This is a genomic window from Methylibium sp. (assembly GCF_965279545.1).
Lineage (GTDB): Bacteria > Pseudomonadota > Gammaproteobacteria > Burkholderiales > Burkholderiaceae_C > Methylibium.
In genome coordinates, this window is the sequence record NZ_OZ257250.1 from 316,765 (window position 1) to 337,448 (window position 20,684).

Genomic DNA, 20,684 nt, shown 5'->3' on the forward strand with positions numbered 1-20,684 from the left:
GGACCCGGCGGTCAGCCGGCATCGCCGTCATCGTCATAGACGGGCAGGCCATCGACGACCGGTCCATCGGCGTCGAACTTGAGCCAGACGATGCCGGCCTTGGCGGCAGCCTCGAAGATCGCTGCCAGGTCGGCTTCGGCGGGCAACCGGTACGGCGGCGCGCCGACGAAGACCAGGCCGCCGTAGTCGCTGGGGTAGGCGTTGATCGACAGATCGTCGGCAGCGAGCTTGGCGCGGGTGGCTTGTGTCAAATGGGTGATCGACAGCGCAACCAGCGGCTCGGCCAGTTGCAGCAGGGTGGCCACGGTGGACTTATCCAAGGCGGACTCCTTCTCGTTGAGGTGTTGGTCTCGATCCCGTCCGCGTGCGGGCGAGTCGATTGAAGTCCATGCCGCAATCGCGGCAGCGGTACCAGCGCAAGCGGCCCAGCGTGCCCAGCGGCACGCCGTGGCCAGGGCAGATCGGGCAGCTCGGGGCGTTGCTCGTTGTCATGGGGCTTCTCCTTCGTCGGTAGGAAGGGAACCCCAGGAACCCCTTGGGGCAGGGGCCCCTTGGGGTTGAGATGAGCGGTGCGTCCGCCGTTCGTCGTTCGATACGAGTGCGCGAGCTGACATCGCCGCGAATAGACCGCTGCACGCAGGTCAGGTGCGCGTCACATGAAGACATGTGGAAGATCGTCCGTGGTGTGATTGGCATCATATGCCGACCATGCCGGCATGCCCATTTCCTCACCCCGGCACGCGAACGACCCGGTGCTTGTTGCACTGGGCGCTGCCATTCGGCGGTGCAGGCTGGCCAAGGGCGTCTCACAAGAAGAGCTGGCGCATCGCAGCGTGATCGACCGCTCCTACATGAGCAGCATCGAGCGCGGCGGGCAGAACCCGGGGATCCTGTCCATCGTTCGCATTGCGCGGGCGATGGACCTGACCATGACCGAGCTGATGGCCGAAGCCGAGCTTTGAGGCTCCGCAGACGGCACATGCGGCGGTCTCGGCGTGCATGGCGCTACACAAGTCCGCGTTCGGCAAAACTGAGTACCTGATCGCCCGACACGATGAAGTGGTCGATCAGGCGCACATCGACCAGCGCCAAGGCGCTGCGCAGGGATTGCGTCAAGTGCTCGTCGGCGCGGCTGGGCTCTGCGCTGCCGCTGCTGGGGTGGTTGTGGGCAATGGCCACGGCGCTGCAATTGCGTGACAGGGCGCCTTTGACCACTTCCCGCGGATAGACCGAGGTCTGTGTCAGCGTGCCCCGGAAGAGTTGCTCTGCTTCGATCAACGCATGGCCGGCGTTCAGGTACAGCACGAGGAACACCTCGTGTTCCAGCCCGGCGCAATGCAGGCGCAGCCAGTCGCGCAAGGTCTGCGGCGAATCCATGATCGGGCCGTGGCGCATCTGCGCTTGCAGGTCCCGCATCAGCAGTTCTCGCGCGGCGCTGAGCTTGCGCGTCAGCACGGCGTCGGGGGCCATCGCGTAGGCGCTGGTTGCCTCGCAATCGCCGACTCGGGGTGCGCCGGCCGAGTCCGGCCGCGAACTGTTTGCCAGCAACTCGGCGACCAGTTCGGCGCGGCTGAGGGTGGTAGGGGTCAAGGCGTTCTCCTTCGATGGAAAGCAGGAACGCCGCACCCGGTTGGGGACGATGTCCCCGCATGAGGTGGATGAGGCAGGTAACGACTGCGACGCCGGTCAAGCTGCCGGAGCGTTCACAACGAACGCGGTGAATGCCCACAAAGTGTGAGCACAGGTAAGGGCGTCCGCAACCCGGTTTGCCCCAATGCCATCGAAAACCGCCGACCGTTCAAGTCGATTGCGGGTGGCGACGCGGGGCCGCCAACGAGAGTCGGGCAGCGCTCGGATGTTGCTTCGAGGTCACGGCGGGGCGTCCGGGGCCGGCAATCTGTGGCCACGCTGTGAATGAAATGCGACTGCAGTCACGCTGTAGAAATCTTTGCGCCCGGTGGTCCAGACGAGCGCACAGGCCCTTGAAATCGCGCCAAGATGACGTGCAAGTCCTTTCCGAAACTGCCTTCATGATCCACCTCGGGCACCAGATTCGACTCACCCGCACGGAGGTCGAACGCTTCACCAAGATCACGGCCATCGAGCCGGTGGGTGTCTGCACGCTCGCTGACCTGGAGGCCTACATCGCGCGCTGCAAGGCCCACTACTGGGGCGCGTCGCGCGAGACTCAGTTCCTGCATTGGCTCATCGACCGCGAGATGGAGACCTGCCGGCGGGTGGCATGACTCCGACGTCGGTTCGGCGCCACCGGTGGGTGGGCGCCGAACCGGCAGCGTTCTCGCCGCAATGGCGCAGTTGCCTGATGCGGGTTACGCAGCTTCGAGCAGGCGCTCGAAGAGATGCTCAATGCGCGAGGTGTCGCCGGCGCGCAGTGCGTTGCAGGCCTCAAGCACGACGGGTTCCGGCGTGGGGGCGTCACGATCATCGGCTTCGACGCGGGCCACGACCATGCCGCGTGGTGTTGCCACGGTCATCTCGCCCTGGTGCTTGATCCAACTGGCCGTGATCGCGTAGTCGCCGTCTCGCGTGAGTCGGTCGCGAACCAGTTGAACGCCGAAGTCGAAGGTGTCCACCGTGACGACGTCCTCCAGGTCACCGTATTCATGGGCGTAGAAGTAGACGCGGTAGGCCTTCGGCATCGGTGTCTCGAAGAGCGTGAGGCTCAGCGTCGGCATCAGATAGTCCGGCGTGCTGGAGCCGTCGGCTGGCGATGCGGTCTGCCCGCGCTCCAGGTGGTCCAGTTTGAGCAGCAGGGCATCGGCGTGGGCGCGCTCCTGCAGCACGAGCTGGGTGCGCAGCGCGAGGATCTCTTGCGTCATCAGTCGCAGTTCCTGGACGATGGCGCGTTCGGCGCGTGCCTCGATGGCACGCAGGGTATCGGCGGCAGTGGTCATGAATGGGTCCTTTGCGAGGGATGCCAATCTGCGTGAAGCAGGTCGACGGGAAGGGGAGGTGTTGCCGGGCGCGGCCGCGGGCAGGCTTCGGAGGTGCCGGGGCACCTCGCAGCGAAGAAGATGAAAGGGGGTGCCGAACGCCACGCACCACCGGAGCGGTGGGCGTGAGCGTTCAGCGATCGGAGCCGCGCGGCGGGCGCTGCGCAGCCACAGGCCAGGGCGTTGCCGTCCCGGCGATCAAGTCAGGCCGCCGCGCGGGAGGCCTTGGTGCGGGACGAGGCCGAGGCGGCAAGCTCGGCGTCGATGGCGCCGGTTGGCGCCGTTGGCGAGGTCGCTTGTGGACCGAAGGCCGAAGCCGCTTGCGCGAACTCGGGCTCTCGCGTCAACTGGCGCACCTGGGGGACGGCCGGTTCTTTGACGGTCTCCGGCAGGCACTCGACGGCCAGGTCGCCGCCTTGGCGCCCGGCGTGTCGCAAGGCGTGCGCCGGTCGCACGAACAGCCCGTGGCAGACCCAGCGGACGAATTGGCCGATCCGCTTGTTGCGTGCCAGCCTGGCCTTGTGCAGGCGCAAGGACTCCTTGCAGCACAGGTACAGCGCCAGATGGGCGCGCTTCATCTCGGGATCGGCTTCGAGCTGGGCCAGCACTTCCGTGGCGATGGCCAGGTCGTGGCCGACGCGCCGGTAGAAGGTGACCCAGGCACGCTCTTCCTCGGACTCGACGCCGGAGCGCTTCGCACGAAGTCTTGGTTTCTCAGGGGACATGGTGTCGGCTCCGATGGCAGAGGGGACACCCATCCCCGGTGGGGAGACGGTGGACTCCCCGAAGGTTGAATGGACGCGCGAGGCTGGTACGCTGACCGCTCGCACACGAACTTGAAACAAGGCCCACACGATGCTTCGCGCAGGCACGGCACTACGGTTCACGCCCCAGGAAGTCGAGGAGTTCCGATTGCTCGGTCTCGACTTCGAGGGGGCGCGAACGCCGGACGACGTTGAACAGGCGCTGGCCGCATGGGCGCAGACGCTTGATCGTGATCGTCCGGCTCTGCTGGAGAAGATCGTTGCGGCGATGGCGCGAACGAAGGGCGTCAAGCTGCCTGCACGGTTGACCGTGGCGGGCGCTGCGTTTCCTTCGTCCGGTTCTCCTCGGCGATCCTGATCCAGCGGTCGGCGATCTGGTCCAGGTAGACCAGGTCGTCGGGCTCGATCTCGCCCGACTGGCGCAGCCGGGCAATCACTTCCTTGACCATCAACGGGTCGTCCTTGGCGAGTTGAACCGCCAGGCTCGCAATGCGCTTGCGGTACAGGCTGGTCAGCATGGGCCGACCTCCACAGCGCGGGACTGTGCGCAACCACACGCCTCTTGCGAGTCGGGCGGCAACGGCTTCAACAACGCAGCCAGCGGACGCGGCTGCACGACCAGGCGCCGGGCAAGCCCGGAACCTCCCAACAGCACGCCGACGGCGCGCACTTCTCTTGTCGCAGGGACAGCGAACATGGTGTTCTCCTTCGCAAGAAGGGGAACACCCAGCCCTGGCAGGGAACCTGGGGTTCCCCGTTCGGGATGCTCCGCTGCAAGCAGTGGAGCGGCTCAGTGACGGCCAGGGGCCGTCAGTCGCGGTCGGACCGAAGTCCGACCTCTACAAGGCAGGTAACGACTGCGACGCCAGCAAGCTGGACTTCAGGAGGACCGAGATCCCCAGTGAAGGCTGCGCAGACGCGATGTCCGCAGATAGCACCTTGAGTCTGACATCGGCCTTGATGTGCTTCAAGGCGATGAGAGGCATTGGCATTCGATGCCACCCAAAACGACGGGGAATGACGGGGGGTTTTGGATGGCGGTTTGTCTCAGCCCCGAGGTCGACAACCGCGTGCAGCCCCATTTGAGTCGCGGTGCGGGACAATCGCCGTGTCCGCAAGTGCGGTCGCAATCCATTCCCTCCCGAACATGAACAAGTCTGAACTGATCGAACACCTGGCCGCCCAGCATTCCCTGTCGAAGGCTGAATCCGGTCGCATCGTCGAGACCTTGCTCGATGCGATCGTGACCACGGTCAAGAAGGGCGGCTCGGTGGTCATCCCTGGTTTCGGTTCGTTCAAGCAGCATGCGCGGGCCGCCCGCAATGGCGTCAACCCGGCTACTGGCGACAAGATCAAGATTGCGGCTGCGAAGCTGCCCAAGTTCACGGCTGGCGCGACTTTCAAGGCGGCCGTGGACCCGAAGGGCGCAGCGCGCAAGGCGGCCAAGGCCGCCGCGGTCGTGCTGGCGAAGAATGCTGCGAAGGTCAAGAAGGCCTGATAGTCTTCCGGGCGGATTGGGCAGACGCGAGGGCCTCATCGAACCGTGAGGCTCAATGCCCGAGCCCACTTCTCGCCCAACGATTCCCTGTCATTGCAGAAAGAGGACATGGCCAAGACCAAGAGTTCGCACACCACTTCCACCGAATTGCTGCAACAAAGCGACGCGCTGCGGCGTCAAGCGGAGGACCTCAAGCGCAAGGAGATTCCCGGCGTTGTCGCCCGGATGAAGGAGGCCATCGCGTACTACGGCCTGACTGCGCGTGACCTCGGCCTTGCCGCTTCCGGTTCCCCGAAAGTCGAATCGGCGAAGCCACCCAGGAAGAAGGCCGCGAAGAAGGGCCGTCAGGGCAAGCAACCAGGCACCATCAAGTACCGCGACGCCGCCGGCAACGCCTGGACCGGCGTCGGGCGCAAACCGAACTGGTTCGTCGCCGCCTTGGCGGCGGGCGCGACGCCGGATTCGCTCCGGGTCGATGCCGCCGCGGCTACCTGAGTCGCGCCGGAAAAGAAATCGCCCCCACGTCCTTTCGGGCGTGGGGGCGAGACAAAACACACTATGCGGCCAGCGGGGTTGCCTCGGCGTCCATGTGGGCGCTGCCAGCTTCGCTCCTGTCGAGGTCCAGGCGTTTGGCCAACTCGCGCTGACGCGCGAGCAGGTCCACCAGGCGAGCCTCGTGCTCGAAGGGACGCGCCAGTTCCAGCATCAAGTCCTCCAGTCGCTTGCGGCGCACCTCGAGTTGCCCCACGGCGCTGCCGTGTTGCGTCGAGATTGCCGCCAGTGCATCGAGCAGCGCTGCCACCAGCCCAGGCCCTGTCTGATAGGGCTGCGCATGGTATTGGCAGGCACCTGCCAGGTACAGGCTCGGCACCTCTTCGCCGCGAGCGGCCAGCACGCCCAACTCGAACGTGCCGAGGCGCCCGATGATTCGCTCGATTGTCTGGATGCCGCGCTTGGCCTCGTCCCTGGTGGCTCTCACGACACCGCGCAACGCTTCCCCGACCGCGTCTGGCCCGGCGTACTTCCGTCCGAGTACGTCCAGTGCGATGCCTTGTTGCGTCGGCATCTGCAACTGGGCTGCGTCGCGTGCATACAGCTCGATCTTCTTCTCCAGTGACTCGATCATCATCGGCAGCCGACTCACCTCGCTCTCGTTGGCGTAGCGCTGGTTGCGCCACACCGAAAACAGCGTCGAGAGTCTGGCCACATCGGCATCGACGCCGGCCTTTTCGATCACCAGCGGATTGCCTGACGCCAAGGCTTTCACCTCGGCATACGACAGCGCCGCCGACTCCACATCTTCCAGCGACCGGATGCCTTGGTCGCCTTTCATCACTTGCGCAATGAATCGCGCCTTCGTTTCCAGGGTCTGCCACATGTACGAATCGAAAGAACCTTCGGTGACGTACCTGAATATCTCCACTTCCTCGCACTCATTGCCCTGGCGCAGGATGCGCCCCTCGCGCTGTTCGACGTCACAGGGACGCCATGGAGCATCCAGGTGATGCAAGGCCACCAACAGGGTTTGCACGTTGGTGCCGATCCCCATCTTGGCGGTCGATCCGATCAGCACCCGGACCCGACCCTCGCGCACCGCCTTGAACAGCGTTGCCTTCTGGACATCGGTCTGCGCGTCGTGCACGAAGGCGATCTCCTTCTCCGGGATGCCGGCGTCGATCAGCCGCTCCCACAGATCGTCATAGACGCTGAACTCCCTGCCACCCTTGGGGGACGACAGATCGCAGAACACCAGCTGGGCCTGGCGCAGGGCTGACGTGCGCAGCCAGATGGCGTGGACCTCCCGCACGCAGACGGCGACCTTGCCGGTCTCGTCGAAGCGGGCGCCGGGTGCCACCAGCCGGAAGTCCAACGCAGCCTTGCGGCCATCGGTGGTGATCGCCAGCATGTTGTCGTCCAGCGGCTTCACCCTTCCGTTTCGGACCGCTTCGGCCCGCTCTACGAGTGTTTGCACAAACGCCTTCAACGCCTGGCTCGCCGGGCACGCCACGGTGCGCGGTTTGCCACCACGCAGCTTGGGCACCGGCAGGTTCAGCATCTCCGCCGTGCGGATGTCGGCCACTTCGCCGAACACGGCCATCAGCTCGGGCACGTTGATGAACCGCGCGAAGCGCGTGTGCATGCGGTAGCCGCTGCCGTCGGGCGCAATCTCCAGCGCGGTGACGCTCTCGCCGAAAGTGGCCGCCCAGGCATCGAACTGCTGCAGCCCGAGTTCCTCCAGGCGCCGAGGCTGCAGGTAACGCATCATCGTGTGGATTTCGGCCATGGTGTTGGCCACCGGCGTCGCGGTTGCGAACACCACCCCACGCTGTGCATGCCCATGGATCTGCATCGTGTAGCGCGTCTTCAGGAACAAGTCGAACGCGCGCTCCGAGCTGGTCATCGGCAGGCCCGCCACCCGGGTCATCTTCGTGAACCGGTAGAGGTTCTTGTGAAGATGGGCCTCATCGACGAACAAGCAATCGATGCCCAGGAGTTCCCACGTGAGCAGGCCATCCTTTTTCTTGTCGGACAGCAGCTTCTCCAGCCGTGCTGCCCAGTTCTTCTTCATCGCCTCGAGCTGCTTGATGATCCGGTTGGACTTGTCGTTGCTCTTCTCTGCGCGTACCGCCATCTCTATCTCGCGAATGATCTCCTTGATGAAACTCTCGGTGAATTGCGGCGACATCTTGATGCGCTCGAAGCTCGAGTGCGTGATGACCACCGCGTCCCAATCGCCCGTGGCGATGCGCGACACCAGCTCGCGCCGTCGGTCGCCTTCCAGGTCTTCCTTGCTCGCCATCAACACCGACGCACTCGGATACAACCGAACGAACTCGGCCGTGTACTGCTGCAACATGTGATTGGGGACCACGTGGCAGGGCTTGCTGACGAACCCCAGCCGACGCAGCTCCATGCTCGCAATCACGCATACCGCCGTCTTGCCGGCGCCGACCACATGGAACAGCCCGGTGTTGCCGGACTGCACGATGCGCCAGACGGCATCGGGCTGATGCGGATGCAGTTCGTAGCAGCGTGAGAACCCCGGCAGCTTCAGGTGCGAACCATCGAAGCGCCTCGGCCGCGTTGCGTTGAAGAGGTCGTTGTAGATCCTGCACAGCTTCTCGCGGCGTTCGGTGTCCTCGAAGGCCCAGGCCGCGAAGCGTTCCTTGATCAGCCCCAGCTTCTCGCGTGCTGCCAGCGTCTCGTCGGGATTGACGAAATACTTGTCAGTCTCCGGATCGCGGTCCCGAACGGTCGGCACCTGCACGTTCAGCGCACACTGCACCAGCTCGATCGCGTTCATTCGCGAGGTGCCGAGCTCCTGGGTCACCTTGACGTTCTGACGCGCTTCCCACTCGCCGTACTTCACCGACCAGGCGCCGGCTTCGGCCGAGTAGCTCACCTGGCAGTCCTTGAGCTCCAACACCTCCCGGACGAAACCCTCCACGTCGATCGCAGGGATCCACACCGCGCCCAGGCGCGGCTCGATGGCCGCAGGCAACAGGTCTTCCGGCTGCACCTGTTCCAGTGCGTCGATATTGCGCTGGTAGGCCGAGCCGGACATCGCCGCCTGCTTGAGCTTCGCTTTCACGTTGCCCGACAGGTAGTCGTCGGCGGCTCTCCACTCTCCGTCGGCGGGGTCAAGGAAGACTTGGCCCGCTTCGGCCAGCGCGTCCAGCACATCCCGTTCGGGCGCCGCCAGCAGCGCCGCCATGTAGGCCGGATCGACCCGGCCGCGCCATTGGATGGACGCGGCCAACGCTTCGGCCGGCTCGCCCGCCGTGCTTGGCTCTACCACTCTCGTCAACGTGCGCCGTGTGAACAGCGCCGCCTTGCGCGCGGTGTCGCTCTCTTCGTCGTAGTACTCCAGCGACAGCAGCAGCGGGTAGTCCGGGTCGCGCCGGAACGCCAGTGCGTTCGCCCGTGTGGACAGGCACCCGTGCCGGGCGACATAGCGGTCGTAGGTCCCGTTGAGCATGGCTCGCAGGAGCCTCAAACGCCCATCGTCGTCGTCCGCCAGTTGCGCATCGAGCAGGGCCCGGGCATGGTCGCGGATCGCGCACAGGCCCGTCACGCGGGCGCGCTGCGTGGCGTTGAGTTGGTCATGGACATCGACCATCTCGCTGCCCTCGACCCGATGCACCCGCCCCTGATGGAGGCGGTAGCTGCCAGGGCGCGCTCCGGCTTGCGCTGGGACGACCACTCGCAGTGGCGCTGTCTTGGCCACAGCAGGTTGGTAGTCGCCTGCAGGCAACTGTGCGATGCGCTCAAGCAGCGCGGTCTCGAGGTTGCCTTCAAAGACCGCGACCGGCACTTCTTCGTAGCCGTTGCTTTGGCGGCGAATGCGGCCGATGCAGAACTGGGGGTTCCGTGCGTACCAGGCGTTGATCTGAAGGTAGCGCTCGTGACACTGCGGATGCCGCAGGCTGTCGGGCACTATGCCCAACTCCACCCATTCGCTCGCCACTTCCTCGGCGCGATGCCGCTTGCGCAGGAACAGTATGTCAGTCTGCACCTCCGTCGCAGCGAGTCCGGCGAATGCACCCTGCGGCAAGCGGATCGCACCCACCAGGTGAGCCTGCGCTGCGATGTACTCGCGTACGCCGTCGTACTGGGCATCCATCGTGTGGCTGCTGGTGATGAAGCACACCAGTCCGCCGGGCCGCACCAGGTCGAGTGCGCGGCCGAAAAAGTAGTTGTGGATGCTGAAACGGGCATAGGCCCGGTTGCTCACGTCGGCGACCTTGTACTTGCCGAAGGGGACGTTGCCGATGACCAGGTCGAACCAGTTGTCGGCCAGGGGTGCTTTCTCGAACGGTGCAATCCGCACGTCCACGCCACCAGGTGCGTAGAGCGCTTTGAGAAGGCGGCCAGACACCTGGTCGATCTCGATGGCGGTCGTCGTGCTGCGCTCGGCGAGCGCGCGTGGCATCGCCCCGATGAAGTGACCGACGCCGGCCGCAGGCTCGAGGATGCGTCCGCCGGTGAAGCCGAAGCGCTCCACCGCCTGCCACATCGCCTCGATCACGTGAACCTCGGTGTAGTGGCTGTTGTTGACCGACGCACGCGCCGAGTCGTAGTCAGCGTCGCCCAGGGTTTGGCGCAGACGGTCTGCACGTGCCGCCCAGGACTTGTCGTTCGCTTCGGGGTTGAAGCTCACGGGCAGGCCGCCCCAACCGGTGTAGCGAAGCAGGGTGCTGCGTTCCGACGGCGTCGGCGGGCGCTGCTCCTGCTCGATGTGACGCAGGGTGTCGATCGCCGCCAGGTTGGCGTCGAATTTGGTGACCGCGCCGCTCAGGTCGAGCAGATGGTCTCGGTGCAGGTGCGGCCACGGGACGCGTGGCGGTTCCTCGGCACTGCGTTTGCTCGTGACGCGCCAACTGGTGCGGGCAGGCGACGCGATGTGTTCCGGCCCTTCGGCGGCCTGGCCTGCGATGGCTTCGGCAACGACCTGAGCGCCGTGGGCAACTTCGGTGGGATCGGAAGAGGTCTCAACGGCGTCCGGCTCGAAGCCGGGTAGCCACAGGGACGGCGCGGTGGTACGGGCCATGGGTGTTCTCCAGGGGAATGGGGAACACCGCCACCCTCGGGAGACGTGCTCCCGGTGGGATGGATGAATGGAGTCGCGGTCGACTCACGTGAAGACAGACGAGGCGCGGATAGCACTCGTCGAGGTACCGCGCGCTGAAGCGCAGTCACGTGCCAGAGTCAGGACTCCGGCGTCAGGCTCGCGACGGGTTCGTCGCTGGCGAGAGGGCGGGTAACGACCGCAACGCCTGAAGCAATCAGGTGCGCCGCGATGGGCGCGATGGCCCGGGGGCCGAGAGCCCGCTCAGTGTCGGGGCAAACGTCTCGGCGCCGAAGGCAGATCGGACGTGCGCCGCGTCAACGGGCGCGATTTCCCGGCGATTGAGCGTGGCAAGTGACGTTGCGGCACCGGAATCGGCTCGGGGCAGGCGTGCGAGAAACTCGTCGGCGGCAGGCCGGCAGATGTTTGCTAACCTTCGCGACGCCATGAAGAATTCCCGAACGGCACTCGTCATTGGGAACGCCGACTATCCAGGCGCTGCCCTGAAGAATCCTGCGAACGACGCGATCGATGTCGCGAAGCGACTCGAGACGTTCGGCTTCTCGGTTCGCAGGGCTGTCGATTGCTCCAACAAGGAGATGGACCTGGCCTTGAAGGCGTTCAAGCGAGACCTGGCTGACGCCGAGGTCGGGCTGTTCTTCTTCGCCGGGCATGGCATCCAGATCGAAGGCATCAACTACTTGATCGCCTTGGACACGGACACCTCTTCCGAGACGGACGCCAAACACAGTTCCCTGTCGTTGGACAAGGTGATCGACACAATGGAGAAGGCGCCCACGTCGACGAGCATCATCATGCTCGATGCCTGTCGCAACAACCCGTTCGAGCGCGGCTGGCATCGCTCCGCCGCCACTCGCGGGCTGGCATCGGTCTACGCACCTCGAGGCACATTGGTCGCGTTCGCGACTTCGCCCGGGCAGGTCGCGAGTGACGGCAAGGGGCGCAATGGTTCTTACACAGAGGCACTGCTGCAGCACATCGACGCCGAGGATTGCACGATCGAGGCGATGTTCAAGCGCGTGCGCAATACGCTGAGTGCCGCGACGAAGCAAAAGCAAATCTCGTGGGAGCACACCTCGCTCGCGGGGGAATTCTTCTTCAACCTCAGCGTGGGCGCGCGCATCGACGCCTACGGCGACACGGCGCTTAGCGACAGCCTGCTGATTCTCGACGAGTCCCGGGCGTCGCACCGGGTCATCCGAAAGCTCAAGGTCCTGACCTGGTCGCAGCAGAACGCTGCGATCGACGAATTCACGCCTGCGGCCGCGAGAAAGTTCAACGTGAACTCGCTGTTCGTCATAGGGCGGAACGTCTACCAGGCCGCATGCGGAAACGCGAACAGCGCGCTCGCGTACATCAAGAGCTTTGTTGGGCAAGTCCAGGGTATGGGCGAGGACCGGCGCAAGGCGGTGCTGGATGGAATGCTGTTCGAGATCTTCTTCGACTCCAACGGTCGAATCCGGGAGGTGATCAAGGGCCGGTACTTCGACGAGGTGTTCCAGCTTCAGCGCCACGCAGAACTGTCGGAGAGCTTCGAGTTCATCTCCGAGTGCTTGCTGCCCTACGTCGACCGATTTCATGCCTTGCCCGGAAAGAAACACGCGGTACCCGTGGACGTAGTCCTGAGGGCAGGGGACAGCAAGGTGCTCAAGGTGGAGGGCGTCTTCATCGCCTCCGTCAACATCCTCTGGGTCGAGGATGCCGATCTTGTCGACGAGGACCAGAATCCGATGAGCTACAAAACGATGGATCGGGACACGTTCGAACTGTTCCTCGCGGAGGAACTCATCGTGCCCAGCCGGCTCCTGACCGTGACCTACTCGCCGGGCAAGACCAACCCGGCATCGGTGCGATTCCCCAAGGGGTTCACAGTGCGCAAGCGCCGCACTTGAGTCGAGTCGCGCGAGAGGCAGGGCGACCTATGGCCAGCTCGCCGGAAGAGGAACGGCAGGTGGCCGCACCGCGGTCCTTTCGCGGTTCGGCAACGCGTGCCCTCTCCGCACTCGAAGGGCGCTCTCTGCCAGAAGTGCGTTCGCAGCGAGGGCGACCGATACCATCAGGCCTTGCGGCAAACTCCATCGCGAAGACGGCAAGGGGGCAGCATGTCATCGATCGGTCCGGCGCAGTTTGAGGAGGAATTCGGGGGCAGTATCGAGCGGCTCCGGGGCGCCTTCGCTCCGCTGCGCATCTACAAGTACGACCACCAGTTTGCGACGGGCGTGCGTTGGGTCGGCGCGGGCCGCTACGAGGAACTCCATGAAGGCGATGAGGTCCTGTCGCCATGGCTGGAGTGGATCGATCCTTCGCTCGCGAAAGAACTCGAACATCTTGACGAGGCACTGATTCTCGAACTTGGGCGACTCGAACACGGTGCGAAGCGGTTCAAGGCACGCCTCGCGGATGGAGAGAAGCATTTGACCTTCGAGGAACTTGCTTGGCTTCGAGAGTCGTGTCGCGAGTGGGAGTACAGAGCCGCAGCCAACTTCGAGGCGCGTAGCGACGGGCTCAGGGAGTGTGGTCGAGTCCTTGACATGCTGCTGGCGGCAACACCGTTTGTCGCGCGTGATGCCCATCTCGCGTGCCAACAGCAGATCGGCAGGATGCATTCGATCCTGAACTATCTCTACTATGAAGCGATCGCCGTTCGTGAACGGGTGAGAGCTCAGGGAATTGAAGTGCCGATGTTCTGTGCGCGAGCTGATCGTGTGCCCGACGTGCAGACATCAGCAACTCCAGCGAGCGCGCCACCCGGCGATGTAAGCATCGTGCTCATCGCTGCGAGCAAGCGCGAGATCAATCGGCTCAGCCTGCGTCACGAGGCCAAGCGCATTCAGCGAGCCGTTGCGCGCGCTCGACGAGGCGTCACTTCCGGTGGATGATGTGTTGGCACATCAAGCCGTCGGTCTTGATCGGATGCACCTGAACGACTTCGTCGTGCTCGTGTCGAGTTCTGGGCACCGAACTCTGGGCGATGGCAAGGAAGAGAGCATCGGCCGTGCAAGAGTCAGCCGATGGCCGCCCTGTGGCTGACCCATGCTTTTTGGTTCAGACTTGCGAGGCAAGAGCGAACGGCGCTCGGCAGGTCCCGTTTACCGCCCCCGCCGGGAAGCCGAGTGTGCCGTTCGAGGTCGGTGACCCCTTCGGCCTGCGCAAGGCCGTCTTCCCCGTGTTCGAGCGCGCGCCTCTTGGGGATCTGGTTGGACTGGGCACGGCGTTCCATGTTGACGGCTGGGGCGGTTGCCTGACCGCAGAGCATGTGGTTGAGTTTCTTCGTGCAGGCCTTCCCGACGCCGGCCTGACGGGAGCGCGCAGCCATGAAGTCGACCCGAAGCAGCACAACCATGCGGTTGCCCTGCTCGGAATCGGTCTCGTGTTCGGTGAAGTTGCGGTTTGTTCGCTGCCTATGGAACGATCACCAGGGTGTTTCCTCATGGCCGTGACCTCGCCAATCCCACGCCGGTCTTCGAGGTCTCGGCGGATTGGCCGTCGGGCATGAGCGGCGGGCCTGTCGTCGACAGGGCTGGCAACGTTGTGGGTTTGGTGAGCCGGTCACTTGCGCCAGAAGGCACAAGCAATGGGGTTGGATACGCCGCGTGCTTGCCTTCCCGACACAACACAATGCTGCATGCCGACCAAACTTGCCAGGGATTTCGAGTCGTTTGCCGACCTGGCTGCTGCCTACGAGCAAGACAAGGACTATCGGATCGTCCAGGTACCGCGCCCGGGATCCTCGACGGCCATCGTCGCTCCGCACGGCGGAGGAATCGAAGCATACACATCGGACATTGCCCGTGCCATCGCAGGCGAGGAGTTCGGTCTGTACCTCTTCGAGGGCTTGCTGCGGGCGGGGAACTTCGCGGCGTTTCACCTGTCGAGCCATCTGTTCGACGAGCCGGGATGCCTCGAGATGCTGCAGGCGTGCTGGCGGGTGGTATCGGTGCACGGCTGCGGAGCGCCGGGCGAAGTCGTCCTCATAGGTGGCTTGGACAGCGCGCTGCGCAGCGCCATTGCCTCGGAACTGAAGGCCGCAGGACTGGCTTGTGAGGATGCGCCACCTGGGCTCGACGCCACCGACCCGCAAAACATCTGCAACCGGGGAGATGCGGGTGGCGGTGTGCAGTTGGAGATCTCCTTGGGCTTGCGGCGATCCCACCGTCGCGCGGTGCTGGTGCGCGCGGTGAGGAACGCGCTGTCTGGCTGACCGCGGCCCGGCACCCCAGGTGTCGGCACCGCGAAAACCGTCAACTCACACTTCGCGGTAGTCGGCCGGCACGACCTGGACGTAGCCGCCTTCGCGCAGGGTCGCCAACTCGACCCGAGGCGGACCGAATTTCGGCAACTTCGTGAAGGCGGTGCTCCAGTCACTCTCGAAGATGCCGGTGAAGTATTTGGCTATGCCCTTGTGGCTGAGCAGCAGACCGGCCTCGCGGTTCTTGCTGACCGCAGAGTCCGACCAGTTCTGCGAACTCACCAGCACCTGGCGGCCGTCGATGATGATCAGCTTGTTGTGGCAGTGGACGAACCGATTGGTGTTGATGAAGCGGATGTTCGGTCCCAGCTTCAACCCGTACTTCTTCTTCAGGAGGTCGAGGTTCTTCTCCTCTTTCTTCAGATCATCAGCCCCGAAGATCTTGCCCAGCACGATGCGGACGTCGAGGTCCGCGTTCGCGTCCGTCGCTGCCTTGATCGCCGCGAGCAGGATGGAGATGTCTGGCTGGCTTCCACGGATGTACTGCTGCTCGATCAGGATGGACTTCTTGGCCGCCTTCAGCGCGTCCGGCATCGTGCTCATGTAGTTGTCGGGGCTGAGGACCGGCTGGATCTTCAGCGGCTCGGTCAAGGTGAATGTCTTACTCGGGAACAACTGCGACGGCAGGCTCTTCGGTGCAGCCTCGACCCAGCCGACATCGGGCTCCTCCGGCTGCACGCTTTCGACAACGCCTTCCGGGGCATTCAACTCGAGCGCGATGTCCGAGCGCAGCACCTCGGTGAAGAACTTCGCGAGCACGCGCGACTTGACGGCCAGCCCCGTGTCGCGGTTGCCGTTGACGAAGGCATCCGGGTCGCCGCCGTCATGCTCGTTCAGCGGGATGCTGTTGTTCGAGTAGTTGCCGCTCTGAACCAGCGTCCACACGCCGTCGACGACGATGAACTTCTCGTGGCACGACGCGAAGTAGTGCGCTCGCTCGCTCGTGCACGCGGGCGCGCGCACGCCGTCGACGCCCAGTTCGATCAGCTCGTTGAACAGATCCTCTTCGCCGCCGGTGGTCTCGACATCCAGCATCAGCGTGACCTTGACCCCGCGCGCCAGAGCGTTGAGCAGGATGGTCTTCATGTGTGCCGCCGTGAAGTCGTAGATCCCGATCAGGATCGACTTCTTCGCTGCATCCAGCAGGCGCTTCGTCACGGCGTAGGTCGAGTCCGGCGACGCGTACGCGATGATCTCTTCGTCGACGTTGAACGCGGGGATCTTCTTCTTTTTGTAGTCCTCGAGCTGGCAGCCTCGGAAAGCCTCGATGGTCGGCTCGCCGACCAGTGACTCCGGGGCTGCGCCGGGACGAAGGACGAATGCGGGCATGCTGCTACCTCCCTGGTTGAATCATTCGGGTTTGAACGGTTCGGTCTTCCTCACGACCACCGGAACACTCAATTGCTTCTTACCGACGGTGACCGAGACCGCCGTGGGCAGCTTCCGCTTATGCGATGGCGGCACCATCGCGATCAGGGCGAAGGTTTCTTGTCCCTCGATGTTGACCTTGTCGACCGCGATGGCATGCGCTCCGCTTCCGAACAGTTGATCGGAAAACAGCTCGCGTGCCTTGTTTGCGGTCTTCTCGGACACCATGTGCGTTGCGTCATGACTCCGTGAACTTGAACTTCAGAGCACTCATCACGGGGTGGATCGGGTTGAACACGCTGCCGCCGTTCGCGCCAGCGAAGTGCAGCCCGACGATCTTGCCACTTTCGGTGTCCACGACGATCGAGCCTGAATCGCCGCCGTCCGTGTAGCGCGTGCACAGCACCTGGTCCAGGTAGCCAACCTTGCCGGCGACACCCGGATACTGAAGAGCGAAGCGGAAGTTGACGTCGATCACTTCGCCGGTGGTCTTGCCGGTGGTCCGGCCTGCCTTCGCGACGGTCATGCCGCGCTTCGGCTTGATGACGCCCAGCGGCGCGGTCGCCTTGTGGATGTCGAACACAAGCGCGCCCAGGCGGGAAGCGTCGATCTCCGCCAGTGCGGCATCTACCCGGTTGATCATCGCTCCGGTCGTGTCGAACGGGTTGAAATGGGTCAGCGTGGCGACCAGGTTAGCGGGGATTGCCCCGCCATCTGCAGGCCCGGGATAGACGATCTGGTCTCCGGGCTTGCCCTTGCCGCTTCGCGCCAGGACGTGAGAGTTGCTGAGCAGGAAGAGCTTGCCGTCTCGCTTGACGATGGCGCCCAGCGTCCCGGCTGTCGAGCGGACATGTCCGACGCTGAAGCCACTTTGCAACGGCTTTCCCTTCTTTGCCACCTCGGGCGCCAGTTCGCCGATCTCCTTTACATCGGTGAACACGGCCTTGTCGCCCGGCACGTTGAGCACCGGAGGGAGCGCGTGGCTGGCCTTGACCTTGCTCGGCGCGATCTTCTTCCTGACGTAGAAGCAGACGCTCAGTTCACCCGTGCGCTCGCCATCGGACTCCTTTTCGCTGATTCCGACTGCCACAACGTTCTTGTCTTCGGTGATCGACCGGACGCGCGAGATGTGCGATCGGCGCACTGCGCCTAGCGCTTCGATCTCGGGTTCCGGGGCGCGAGTCAGGAGGTCAAGCGCCTTCAGCAGTGTCGCGGATGTGTTTGCCATGTCTGCCCTCCCAGTGTGCTTCCGCCGCCTGGCGGACTGCGGCATCTGGAATTCTCGTTGCTGGGGAACCGCACCAAATCATCAACATAGGTGACGTCAACACGCGGTGCTATGGTGATCATCTCGCGAAAGGTCGCGCGCGCGATGACGGTTGTGTGACATGCCCGCCGGTATTTGCGAGCGCACCAGGCCGGCTCTCGCCGGCTCCCATCGCGGCGCGGCGCGAAAGGGCTGGTTTCCGGGCTATCCCTGGGCTGCCGCTCGCCCCATTGATAGAAGCACGCAGGTTTGACGACAATGCCCTGCACGTTGCGTCGCCGGCCTGTCTCACCGTCATCGCAAGGGATTCCGCCAGCGCGCTTGGTCCGGCCAGTCGCGGTGGTGCTTCAACGGAGGGATGAGTTGTGCGCAAAGCCATGGTGGCCATCGGCGTCGACAGGACTGCGAGCGCCTTCCCGCCCTTGCAGGCCGCGGCGAAAGGCGCTGACGAAATCGTCGCCTGGGGGCGCGGGCAGGGCGTCGAGTGCACGTTGCTGACCGACGCCGGCGGCAGCAGGGTCCGGCAATCGGATGTCTACGAAGCGGTCGACAAGATTGTTGCGAGCGGCGTCTACTCGCAGCTGATCGTCTACTTCTCCGGCCACGGTGTCCTCCAGGCGCCCGACTGCGAGGTTTGGTTGCTGTCGGGGGCGCCGGACAACCCGAACGAGTCGATCAACGTCAACGGTTCGATCGCGCGGTCCCGTACATGCGGTATCGAGCATGTCGTGGTGATTTCCGACGCATGTCGATCCTTACCCGCCAACCTTCGGGTGGGCATGTTGTCGCCGGGAGTCATCTTCCCGACGAAAACGCCGCGCAAGCCGCTCCCAGAGGTGGATGTCTTCTACGCTACGCTTCCGGGTGATCCGGCGCTCGAGGTGCCGCCTGACGAGGCGATTCGATCTCACCGCGGCCTGCTGACGCAATGCCTGATCGAAGCGCTGCAGGGTCGCGAGCCTACTGTCGTACAGCTTTGGCAGGACGGCGCGGCGTCGCGACAGGTCGTGCCCTCGCGCCCCCTGCGCATGCACCTCGCCAACGCCGTGCCGGAGGCCGCAGCGGCGGTGTCGATCGCGTTGAAGCAGGATCCCGACGTGCGGGTTGAGTCGGCCTTGCCGAAGTTTCTGTCGGACGTCACCGAGTCCGCAGAACCGGCGCGGAGTTTGACGGGGCTCGGTGCTTCGGAAGACCGCGCCGAACTGCTGCCCGGCTTGGCCGGCACGATCGGCCGGTTCCAGAGTCGCCTGCTGAATGATCCGACACCGTTCATGGCGCGGACGCCAAACCTCGAGGCGATGCCGGATCCCGTGGGCCTGCGTGGGCAGATGAGCGCCATCCTCGATGCCAAGGGGCGGGTGAGCTTCGAAACGCGCACAGGGTTCACGGTGCACGGTGTCGGTGTTCGTTCGGCGGTGGTCACCGGCACCGGGTCCGATGTCTTCGAGGAGGCCGGCGCCTTCCAGGTGCGCGTGCACGAGGACTACCGGAAGAACGCGTATGTGCCCCGTGCGGCGCTGATTCGCTTCGCCGATGGCCGAGCCGTTGTGCTCTGCGTCCTGCCGGGCTATGTGGGCACGGTGGTGGTCGAGAACGGTCGCGTGGTCACCGTCAACTACACGCCTGCACGGGGCTCTCGCAACTATCGGGAGTACGAGCACGTTGCCGAACAGTTGGAATTGCGGCGAGCGTTCGTCGCGGTGGCCGCGCGCCACGGGTCGTTCCGGCCTGACCGGGGGCCCGCGGCCCGACACGCCCGCTACCTGCGCGTGCTCAAGCGCGTGGACCCGACGCTGGGAATCTACGCGGCCTACGCCTACGCCCAGGCCGGCGATGCACGCGGCGTCGAGTCGGTGTTCCAGTACATGCGCGATGAGCCCGAACCGGTGCCCTTCGATGTCGCGATGCTGGCGCTTCAATCTTCGACCGCTGCGCAAGTGATGCTGAACTATCCACCCTGGATGCCGATGCTGACCCAGGGGTGGACCCTGCTGGGGCGGTTCGAGGACGTGATGCCGCCGATTCTTCGCACTGCGAGGCAGCACCTGCTGCCCTCGCTGTGGTCCACGTTCGCGCCAGAGGGGGCCGACATGCTTGAGACGGCGTTTGGGAGGGAGCCATGAAGCTCGTGTTCGTCCATGGCCGAGACCAGCAGGGGAAGGTCCGCGCCGATCTGCAACGTGTCTGGGAGGAAGCGCTGGACGTAGGCCTCGCAAACGCGGGCCTTCCGCGGCCGCAGGGGATGTCGGTGGCATTTCCCTACTACGGCGACGAACTGGAGCGATTGGTGAAGGCGCTGGGGACGCCGCTGGTTGCCGATGTGCGTACGCGGGGTGACAACCCCGACACTGCGGAGGCAGACTTTCGTGGCCGTCTGCTGGCCGAACTGGCGGCCGGCGCCGGAATCTCGGAGCTTGCGATCGCCGAGCAGTTGGGTGGCCTGCCTGCTGAGAAGGGGCCGCTGAACTGGCCGTGGGTGCAGGCGATCCTGCGGGCGCTGGATCGGACGCCTCTGGGCGAGGCCAGCATAGATGCGTTCACAAGGGATGTGTACGTCTACCTGACCAACGATGTTGTCGGCCGGACCATCGACAAATTGGTCGTCGATGCCATCGGCGATGAGCCGAGTGTCGTTGTGGCGCATTCCCTGGGCTCCATCGTCACCTACCGCAGCCTGCGGCAGTTGGGTGCTCGGGCCAATGTGCGTCGCTTTATCACCGTGGGGTCGCCGCTGGGCGTGACTGCAATCCGCGAGCACTTGCTGCCGCCCGCCCTCGCCAGGCCGGAAGGCGTGTCGGCATGGTTCAACGCGTTCGATCGACGCGATGTCGTGGCCTTGCGCCCGTTGGACCGGGGCACGTGGGACATCGATCCGCCGATCGAGAATCGCAGCACGGTCGACAACCACACCGACAACCGCCATGGCATCAGTGGCTACCTGGACGACCCGGTGATCGCGCGTTGGATCGCCGAGGGCTTGTCGGAGTAGCGAAG

19 protein-coding genes and 1 pseudogene are annotated in these 20,684 nt (G+C 64.6%); 10 read left to right on the forward strand and 10 right to left on the reverse strand.

The annotated features are described in order from the left end of the window. Positions 1 to 11: 11 nt before the first annotated feature. Positions 12 to 320 (reverse strand): hypothetical protein, encoded by a 309-nt coding sequence (locus ACQY9S_RS01475; protein ID WP_428422802.1) that lies wholly within the window; start codon positions 318 to 320, stop codon positions 12 to 14. Between the two features lie 396 nt (positions 321 to 716). Here ACQY9S_RS01475 and ACQY9S_RS01480 point away from each other — a divergent pair, with 396 nt between their 5' ends. Next, positions 717 to 962: a helix-turn-helix domain-containing protein gene (locus ACQY9S_RS01480; protein ID WP_428422803.1), complete on the forward strand. Its 246-nt coding sequence runs from the start codon at positions 717 to 719 to the stop codon at positions 960 to 962. Positions 963 to 1,005: 43 nt separating this feature from the next. Here ACQY9S_RS01480 and ACQY9S_RS01485 read toward each other — a convergent pair whose 3' ends face one another. After that, positions 1,006 to 1,590, reverse strand: coding sequence for a JAB domain-containing protein (locus ACQY9S_RS01485; RefSeq protein WP_428422804.1), 585 nt, complete (start codon positions 1,588 to 1,590; stop codon positions 1,006 to 1,008). A 413-nt stretch (positions 1,591 to 2,003) separates the two neighbouring features. On the opposite strand from ACQY9S_RS01485, the gene ACQY9S_RS01490 reads away from it, so the two are divergent. Then, positions 2,004 to 2,246 carry a hypothetical protein gene (locus ACQY9S_RS01490; RefSeq protein WP_428422805.1) on the forward strand — a complete coding sequence of 81 codons (243 nt, stop codon included), beginning with the start codon at positions 2,004 to 2,006 and terminating at the stop codon, positions 2,244 to 2,246. 84 nt (positions 2,247 to 2,330) lie between these two features. Here the strand turns inward: ACQY9S_RS01490 and ACQY9S_RS01495 are convergent, their stop codons facing one another. The 3 genes from ACQY9S_RS01495 to ACQY9S_RS01505 all read right to left on the reverse strand — a co-directional run bounded on the left by ACQY9S_RS01495 (position 2,331) and on the right by ACQY9S_RS01505 (position 4,236). After that, positions 2,331 to 2,915, reverse strand: a complete 585-nt coding sequence (locus tag ACQY9S_RS01495; protein ID WP_428422806.1) for a hypothetical protein — start codon at positions 2,913 to 2,915, stop codon at positions 2,331 to 2,333. Positions 2,916 to 3,157: 242 nt separating this feature from the next. Next, positions 3,158 to 3,679, reverse strand: a complete 522-nt coding sequence (locus ACQY9S_RS01500; protein WP_428422807.1) for a hypothetical protein — start codon at positions 3,677 to 3,679, stop codon at positions 3,158 to 3,160. Positions 3,680 to 4,005: 326 nt separating this feature from the next. Next, positions 4,006 to 4,236: a hypothetical protein gene (locus tag ACQY9S_RS01505; protein ID WP_428422808.1), complete on the reverse strand. Its 231-nt coding sequence runs from the start codon at positions 4,234 to 4,236 to the stop codon at positions 4,006 to 4,008. A gap of 629 nt (positions 4,237 to 4,865) precedes the next feature. On the opposite strand from ACQY9S_RS01505, the gene ACQY9S_RS01510 reads away from it, so the two are divergent. Then, positions 4,866 to 5,216: an HU family DNA-binding protein gene (locus ACQY9S_RS01510; protein ID WP_428422809.1), complete on the forward strand. Its 351-nt coding sequence runs from the start codon at positions 4,866 to 4,868 to the stop codon at positions 5,214 to 5,216. A 108-nt stretch (positions 5,217 to 5,324) separates the two neighbouring features. Continuing rightward, on the forward strand, positions 5,325 to 5,711 hold the full coding sequence (locus ACQY9S_RS01515; RefSeq protein WP_428422810.1) for an H-NS family nucleoid-associated regulatory protein: 387 nt from the start codon (positions 5,325 to 5,327) through the stop codon (positions 5,709 to 5,711). Positions 5,712 to 5,772: 61 nt separating this feature from the next. Here ACQY9S_RS01515 and ACQY9S_RS01520 read toward each other — a convergent pair whose 3' ends face one another. Beyond that, entirely contained in the window at positions 5,773 to 10,767 is a 4,995-nt protein-coding gene (locus tag ACQY9S_RS01520; RefSeq protein ID WP_428422811.1) for an Eco57I restriction-modification methylase domain-containing protein, read from the reverse strand. Positions 10,768 to 11,231: 464 nt separating this feature from the next. Between ACQY9S_RS01520 and ACQY9S_RS01525 the strand changes: the two genes are divergently transcribed. Together ACQY9S_RS01525 and ACQY9S_RS01530 are read left to right on the forward strand one after the other, a co-directional pair. Beyond that, a complete protein-coding gene (locus ACQY9S_RS01525; protein WP_428422812.1) occupies positions 11,232 to 12,698 on the forward strand; it encodes a caspase family protein in 1,467 nt (488 codons plus the stop codon). 210 nt (positions 12,699 to 12,908) lie between these two features. Beyond that, positions 12,909 to 13,685, forward strand: coding sequence for a hypothetical protein (locus tag ACQY9S_RS01530; RefSeq protein ID WP_428422813.1), 777 nt, complete (start codon positions 12,909 to 12,911; stop codon positions 13,683 to 13,685). 125 nt (positions 13,686 to 13,810) lie between these two features. Here ACQY9S_RS01530 and ACQY9S_RS01535 read toward each other — a convergent pair whose 3' ends face one another. After that, complete coding sequence (locus ACQY9S_RS01535; protein WP_428422814.1) at positions 13,811 to 14,149, reverse strand: hypothetical protein; 339 nt, start codon at positions 14,147 to 14,149, stop codon at positions 13,811 to 13,813. 47 nt (positions 14,150 to 14,196) lie between these two features. Between ACQY9S_RS01535 and ACQY9S_RS01540 the strand changes: the two are divergent. Continuing rightward, a pseudogene (locus tag ACQY9S_RS01540) lies at positions 14,197 to 14,334 on the forward strand (hypothetical protein); the annotation flags it as partial. Between the two features lie 97 nt (positions 14,335 to 14,431). Further along, entirely contained in the window at positions 14,432 to 15,007 is a 576-nt protein-coding gene (locus tag ACQY9S_RS01545) for a poly-gamma-glutamate hydrolase family protein (RefSeq protein WP_428422815.1), read from the forward strand. 45 nt (positions 15,008 to 15,052) lie between these two features. Here the strand turns inward: ACQY9S_RS01545 and ACQY9S_RS01550 are convergent, their stop codons facing one another. Genes ACQY9S_RS01550 through ACQY9S_RS01560 form a run of 3 tightly spaced genes read right to left on the reverse strand, consistent with a single transcriptional unit; the run spans position 15,053 to position 17,651 of the window. Further along, entirely contained in the window at positions 15,053 to 16,384 is a 1,332-nt protein-coding gene (locus tag ACQY9S_RS01550) for a phospholipase D-like domain-containing protein (protein ID WP_428422816.1), read from the reverse strand. A gap of 21 nt (positions 16,385 to 16,405) precedes the next feature. Then, a complete protein-coding gene (locus ACQY9S_RS01555) occupies positions 16,406 to 16,648 on the reverse strand; it encodes a hypothetical protein (protein ID WP_428422817.1) in 243 nt (80 codons plus the stop codon). Between the two features lie 13 nt (positions 16,649 to 16,661). Beyond that, positions 16,662 to 17,651 (reverse strand): hypothetical protein, encoded by a 990-nt coding sequence (locus ACQY9S_RS01560; protein ID WP_428422818.1) that lies wholly within the window; start codon positions 17,649 to 17,651, stop codon positions 16,662 to 16,664. A 404-nt stretch (positions 17,652 to 18,055) separates the two neighbouring features. Here ACQY9S_RS01560 and ACQY9S_RS01565 point away from each other — a divergent pair, with 404 nt between their 5' ends. Then, positions 18,056 to 19,813 carry a hypothetical protein gene (locus tag ACQY9S_RS01565; protein ID WP_428422819.1) on the forward strand — a complete coding sequence of 586 codons (1,758 nt, stop codon included), beginning with the start codon at positions 18,056 to 18,058 and terminating at the stop codon, positions 19,811 to 19,813. Next, positions 19,810 to 20,679, forward strand: coding sequence for a hypothetical protein (locus tag ACQY9S_RS01570; protein ID WP_428422820.1), 870 nt, complete (start codon positions 19,810 to 19,812; stop codon positions 20,677 to 20,679). The genes ACQY9S_RS01565 and ACQY9S_RS01570 overlap by 4 nt, the downstream gene beginning before the upstream one ends. Positions 20,680 to 20,684: the final 5 nt, after the last annotated feature.

Bases quoted from the DNA above. Each gene is read 5' to 3' on its own strand.
- ACQY9S_RS01480 (WP_428422803.1), top strand. From the start codon at position 717: ATGCCCATTTCCTCACCCCGGCACGCGAACGACCCGGTGCTTGTTGCA.
- ACQY9S_RS01495 (WP_428422806.1), bottom strand. From the start codon at position 2,915: ATGACCACTGCCGCCGATACCCTGCGTGCCATCGAGGCACGCGCCGAA.
- ACQY9S_RS01500 (WP_428422807.1), bottom strand. From the start codon at position 3,679: ATGTCCCCTGAGAAACCAAGACTTCGTGCGAAGCGCTCCGGCGTCGAG.
- ACQY9S_RS01505 (WP_428422808.1), bottom strand. From the start codon at position 4,236: ATGCTGACCAGCCTGTACCGCAAGCGCATTGCGAGCCTGGCGGTTCAA.
- ACQY9S_RS01510 (WP_428422809.1), top strand. From the start codon at position 4,866: ATGAACAAGTCTGAACTGATCGAACACCTGGCCGCCCAGCATTCCCTG.
- ACQY9S_RS01515 (WP_428422810.1), top strand. From the start codon at position 5,325: ATGGCCAAGACCAAGAGTTCGCACACCACTTCCACCGAATTGCTGCAA.
- ACQY9S_RS01520 (WP_428422811.1), bottom strand. From the start codon at position 10,767: ATGGCCCGTACCACCGCGCCGTCCCTGTGGCTACCCGGCTTCGAGCCG.
- ACQY9S_RS01525 (WP_428422812.1), top strand. From the start codon at position 11,232: ATGAAGAATTCCCGAACGGCACTCGTCATTGGGAACGCCGACTATCCA.
- ACQY9S_RS01530 (WP_428422813.1), top strand. From the start codon at position 12,909: ATGTCATCGATCGGTCCGGCGCAGTTTGAGGAGGAATTCGGGGGCAGT.
- ACQY9S_RS01535 (WP_428422814.1), bottom strand. From the start codon at position 14,149: ATGGTTGTGCTGCTTCGGGTCGACTTCATGGCTGCGCGCTCCCGTCAG.
- ACQY9S_RS01545 (WP_428422815.1), top strand. From the start codon at position 14,432: ATGCCGACCAAACTTGCCAGGGATTTCGAGTCGTTTGCCGACCTGGCT.
- ACQY9S_RS01550 (WP_428422816.1), bottom strand. From the start codon at position 16,384: ATGCCCGCATTCGTCCTTCGTCCCGGCGCAGCCCCGGAGTCACTGGTC.
- ACQY9S_RS01560 (WP_428422818.1), bottom strand. From the start codon at position 17,651: ATGGCAAACACATCCGCGACACTGCTGAAGGCGCTTGACCTCCTGACT.
- ACQY9S_RS01570 (WP_428422820.1), top strand. From the start codon at position 19,810: ATGAAGCTCGTGTTCGTCCATGGCCGAGACCAGCAGGGGAAGGTCCGC.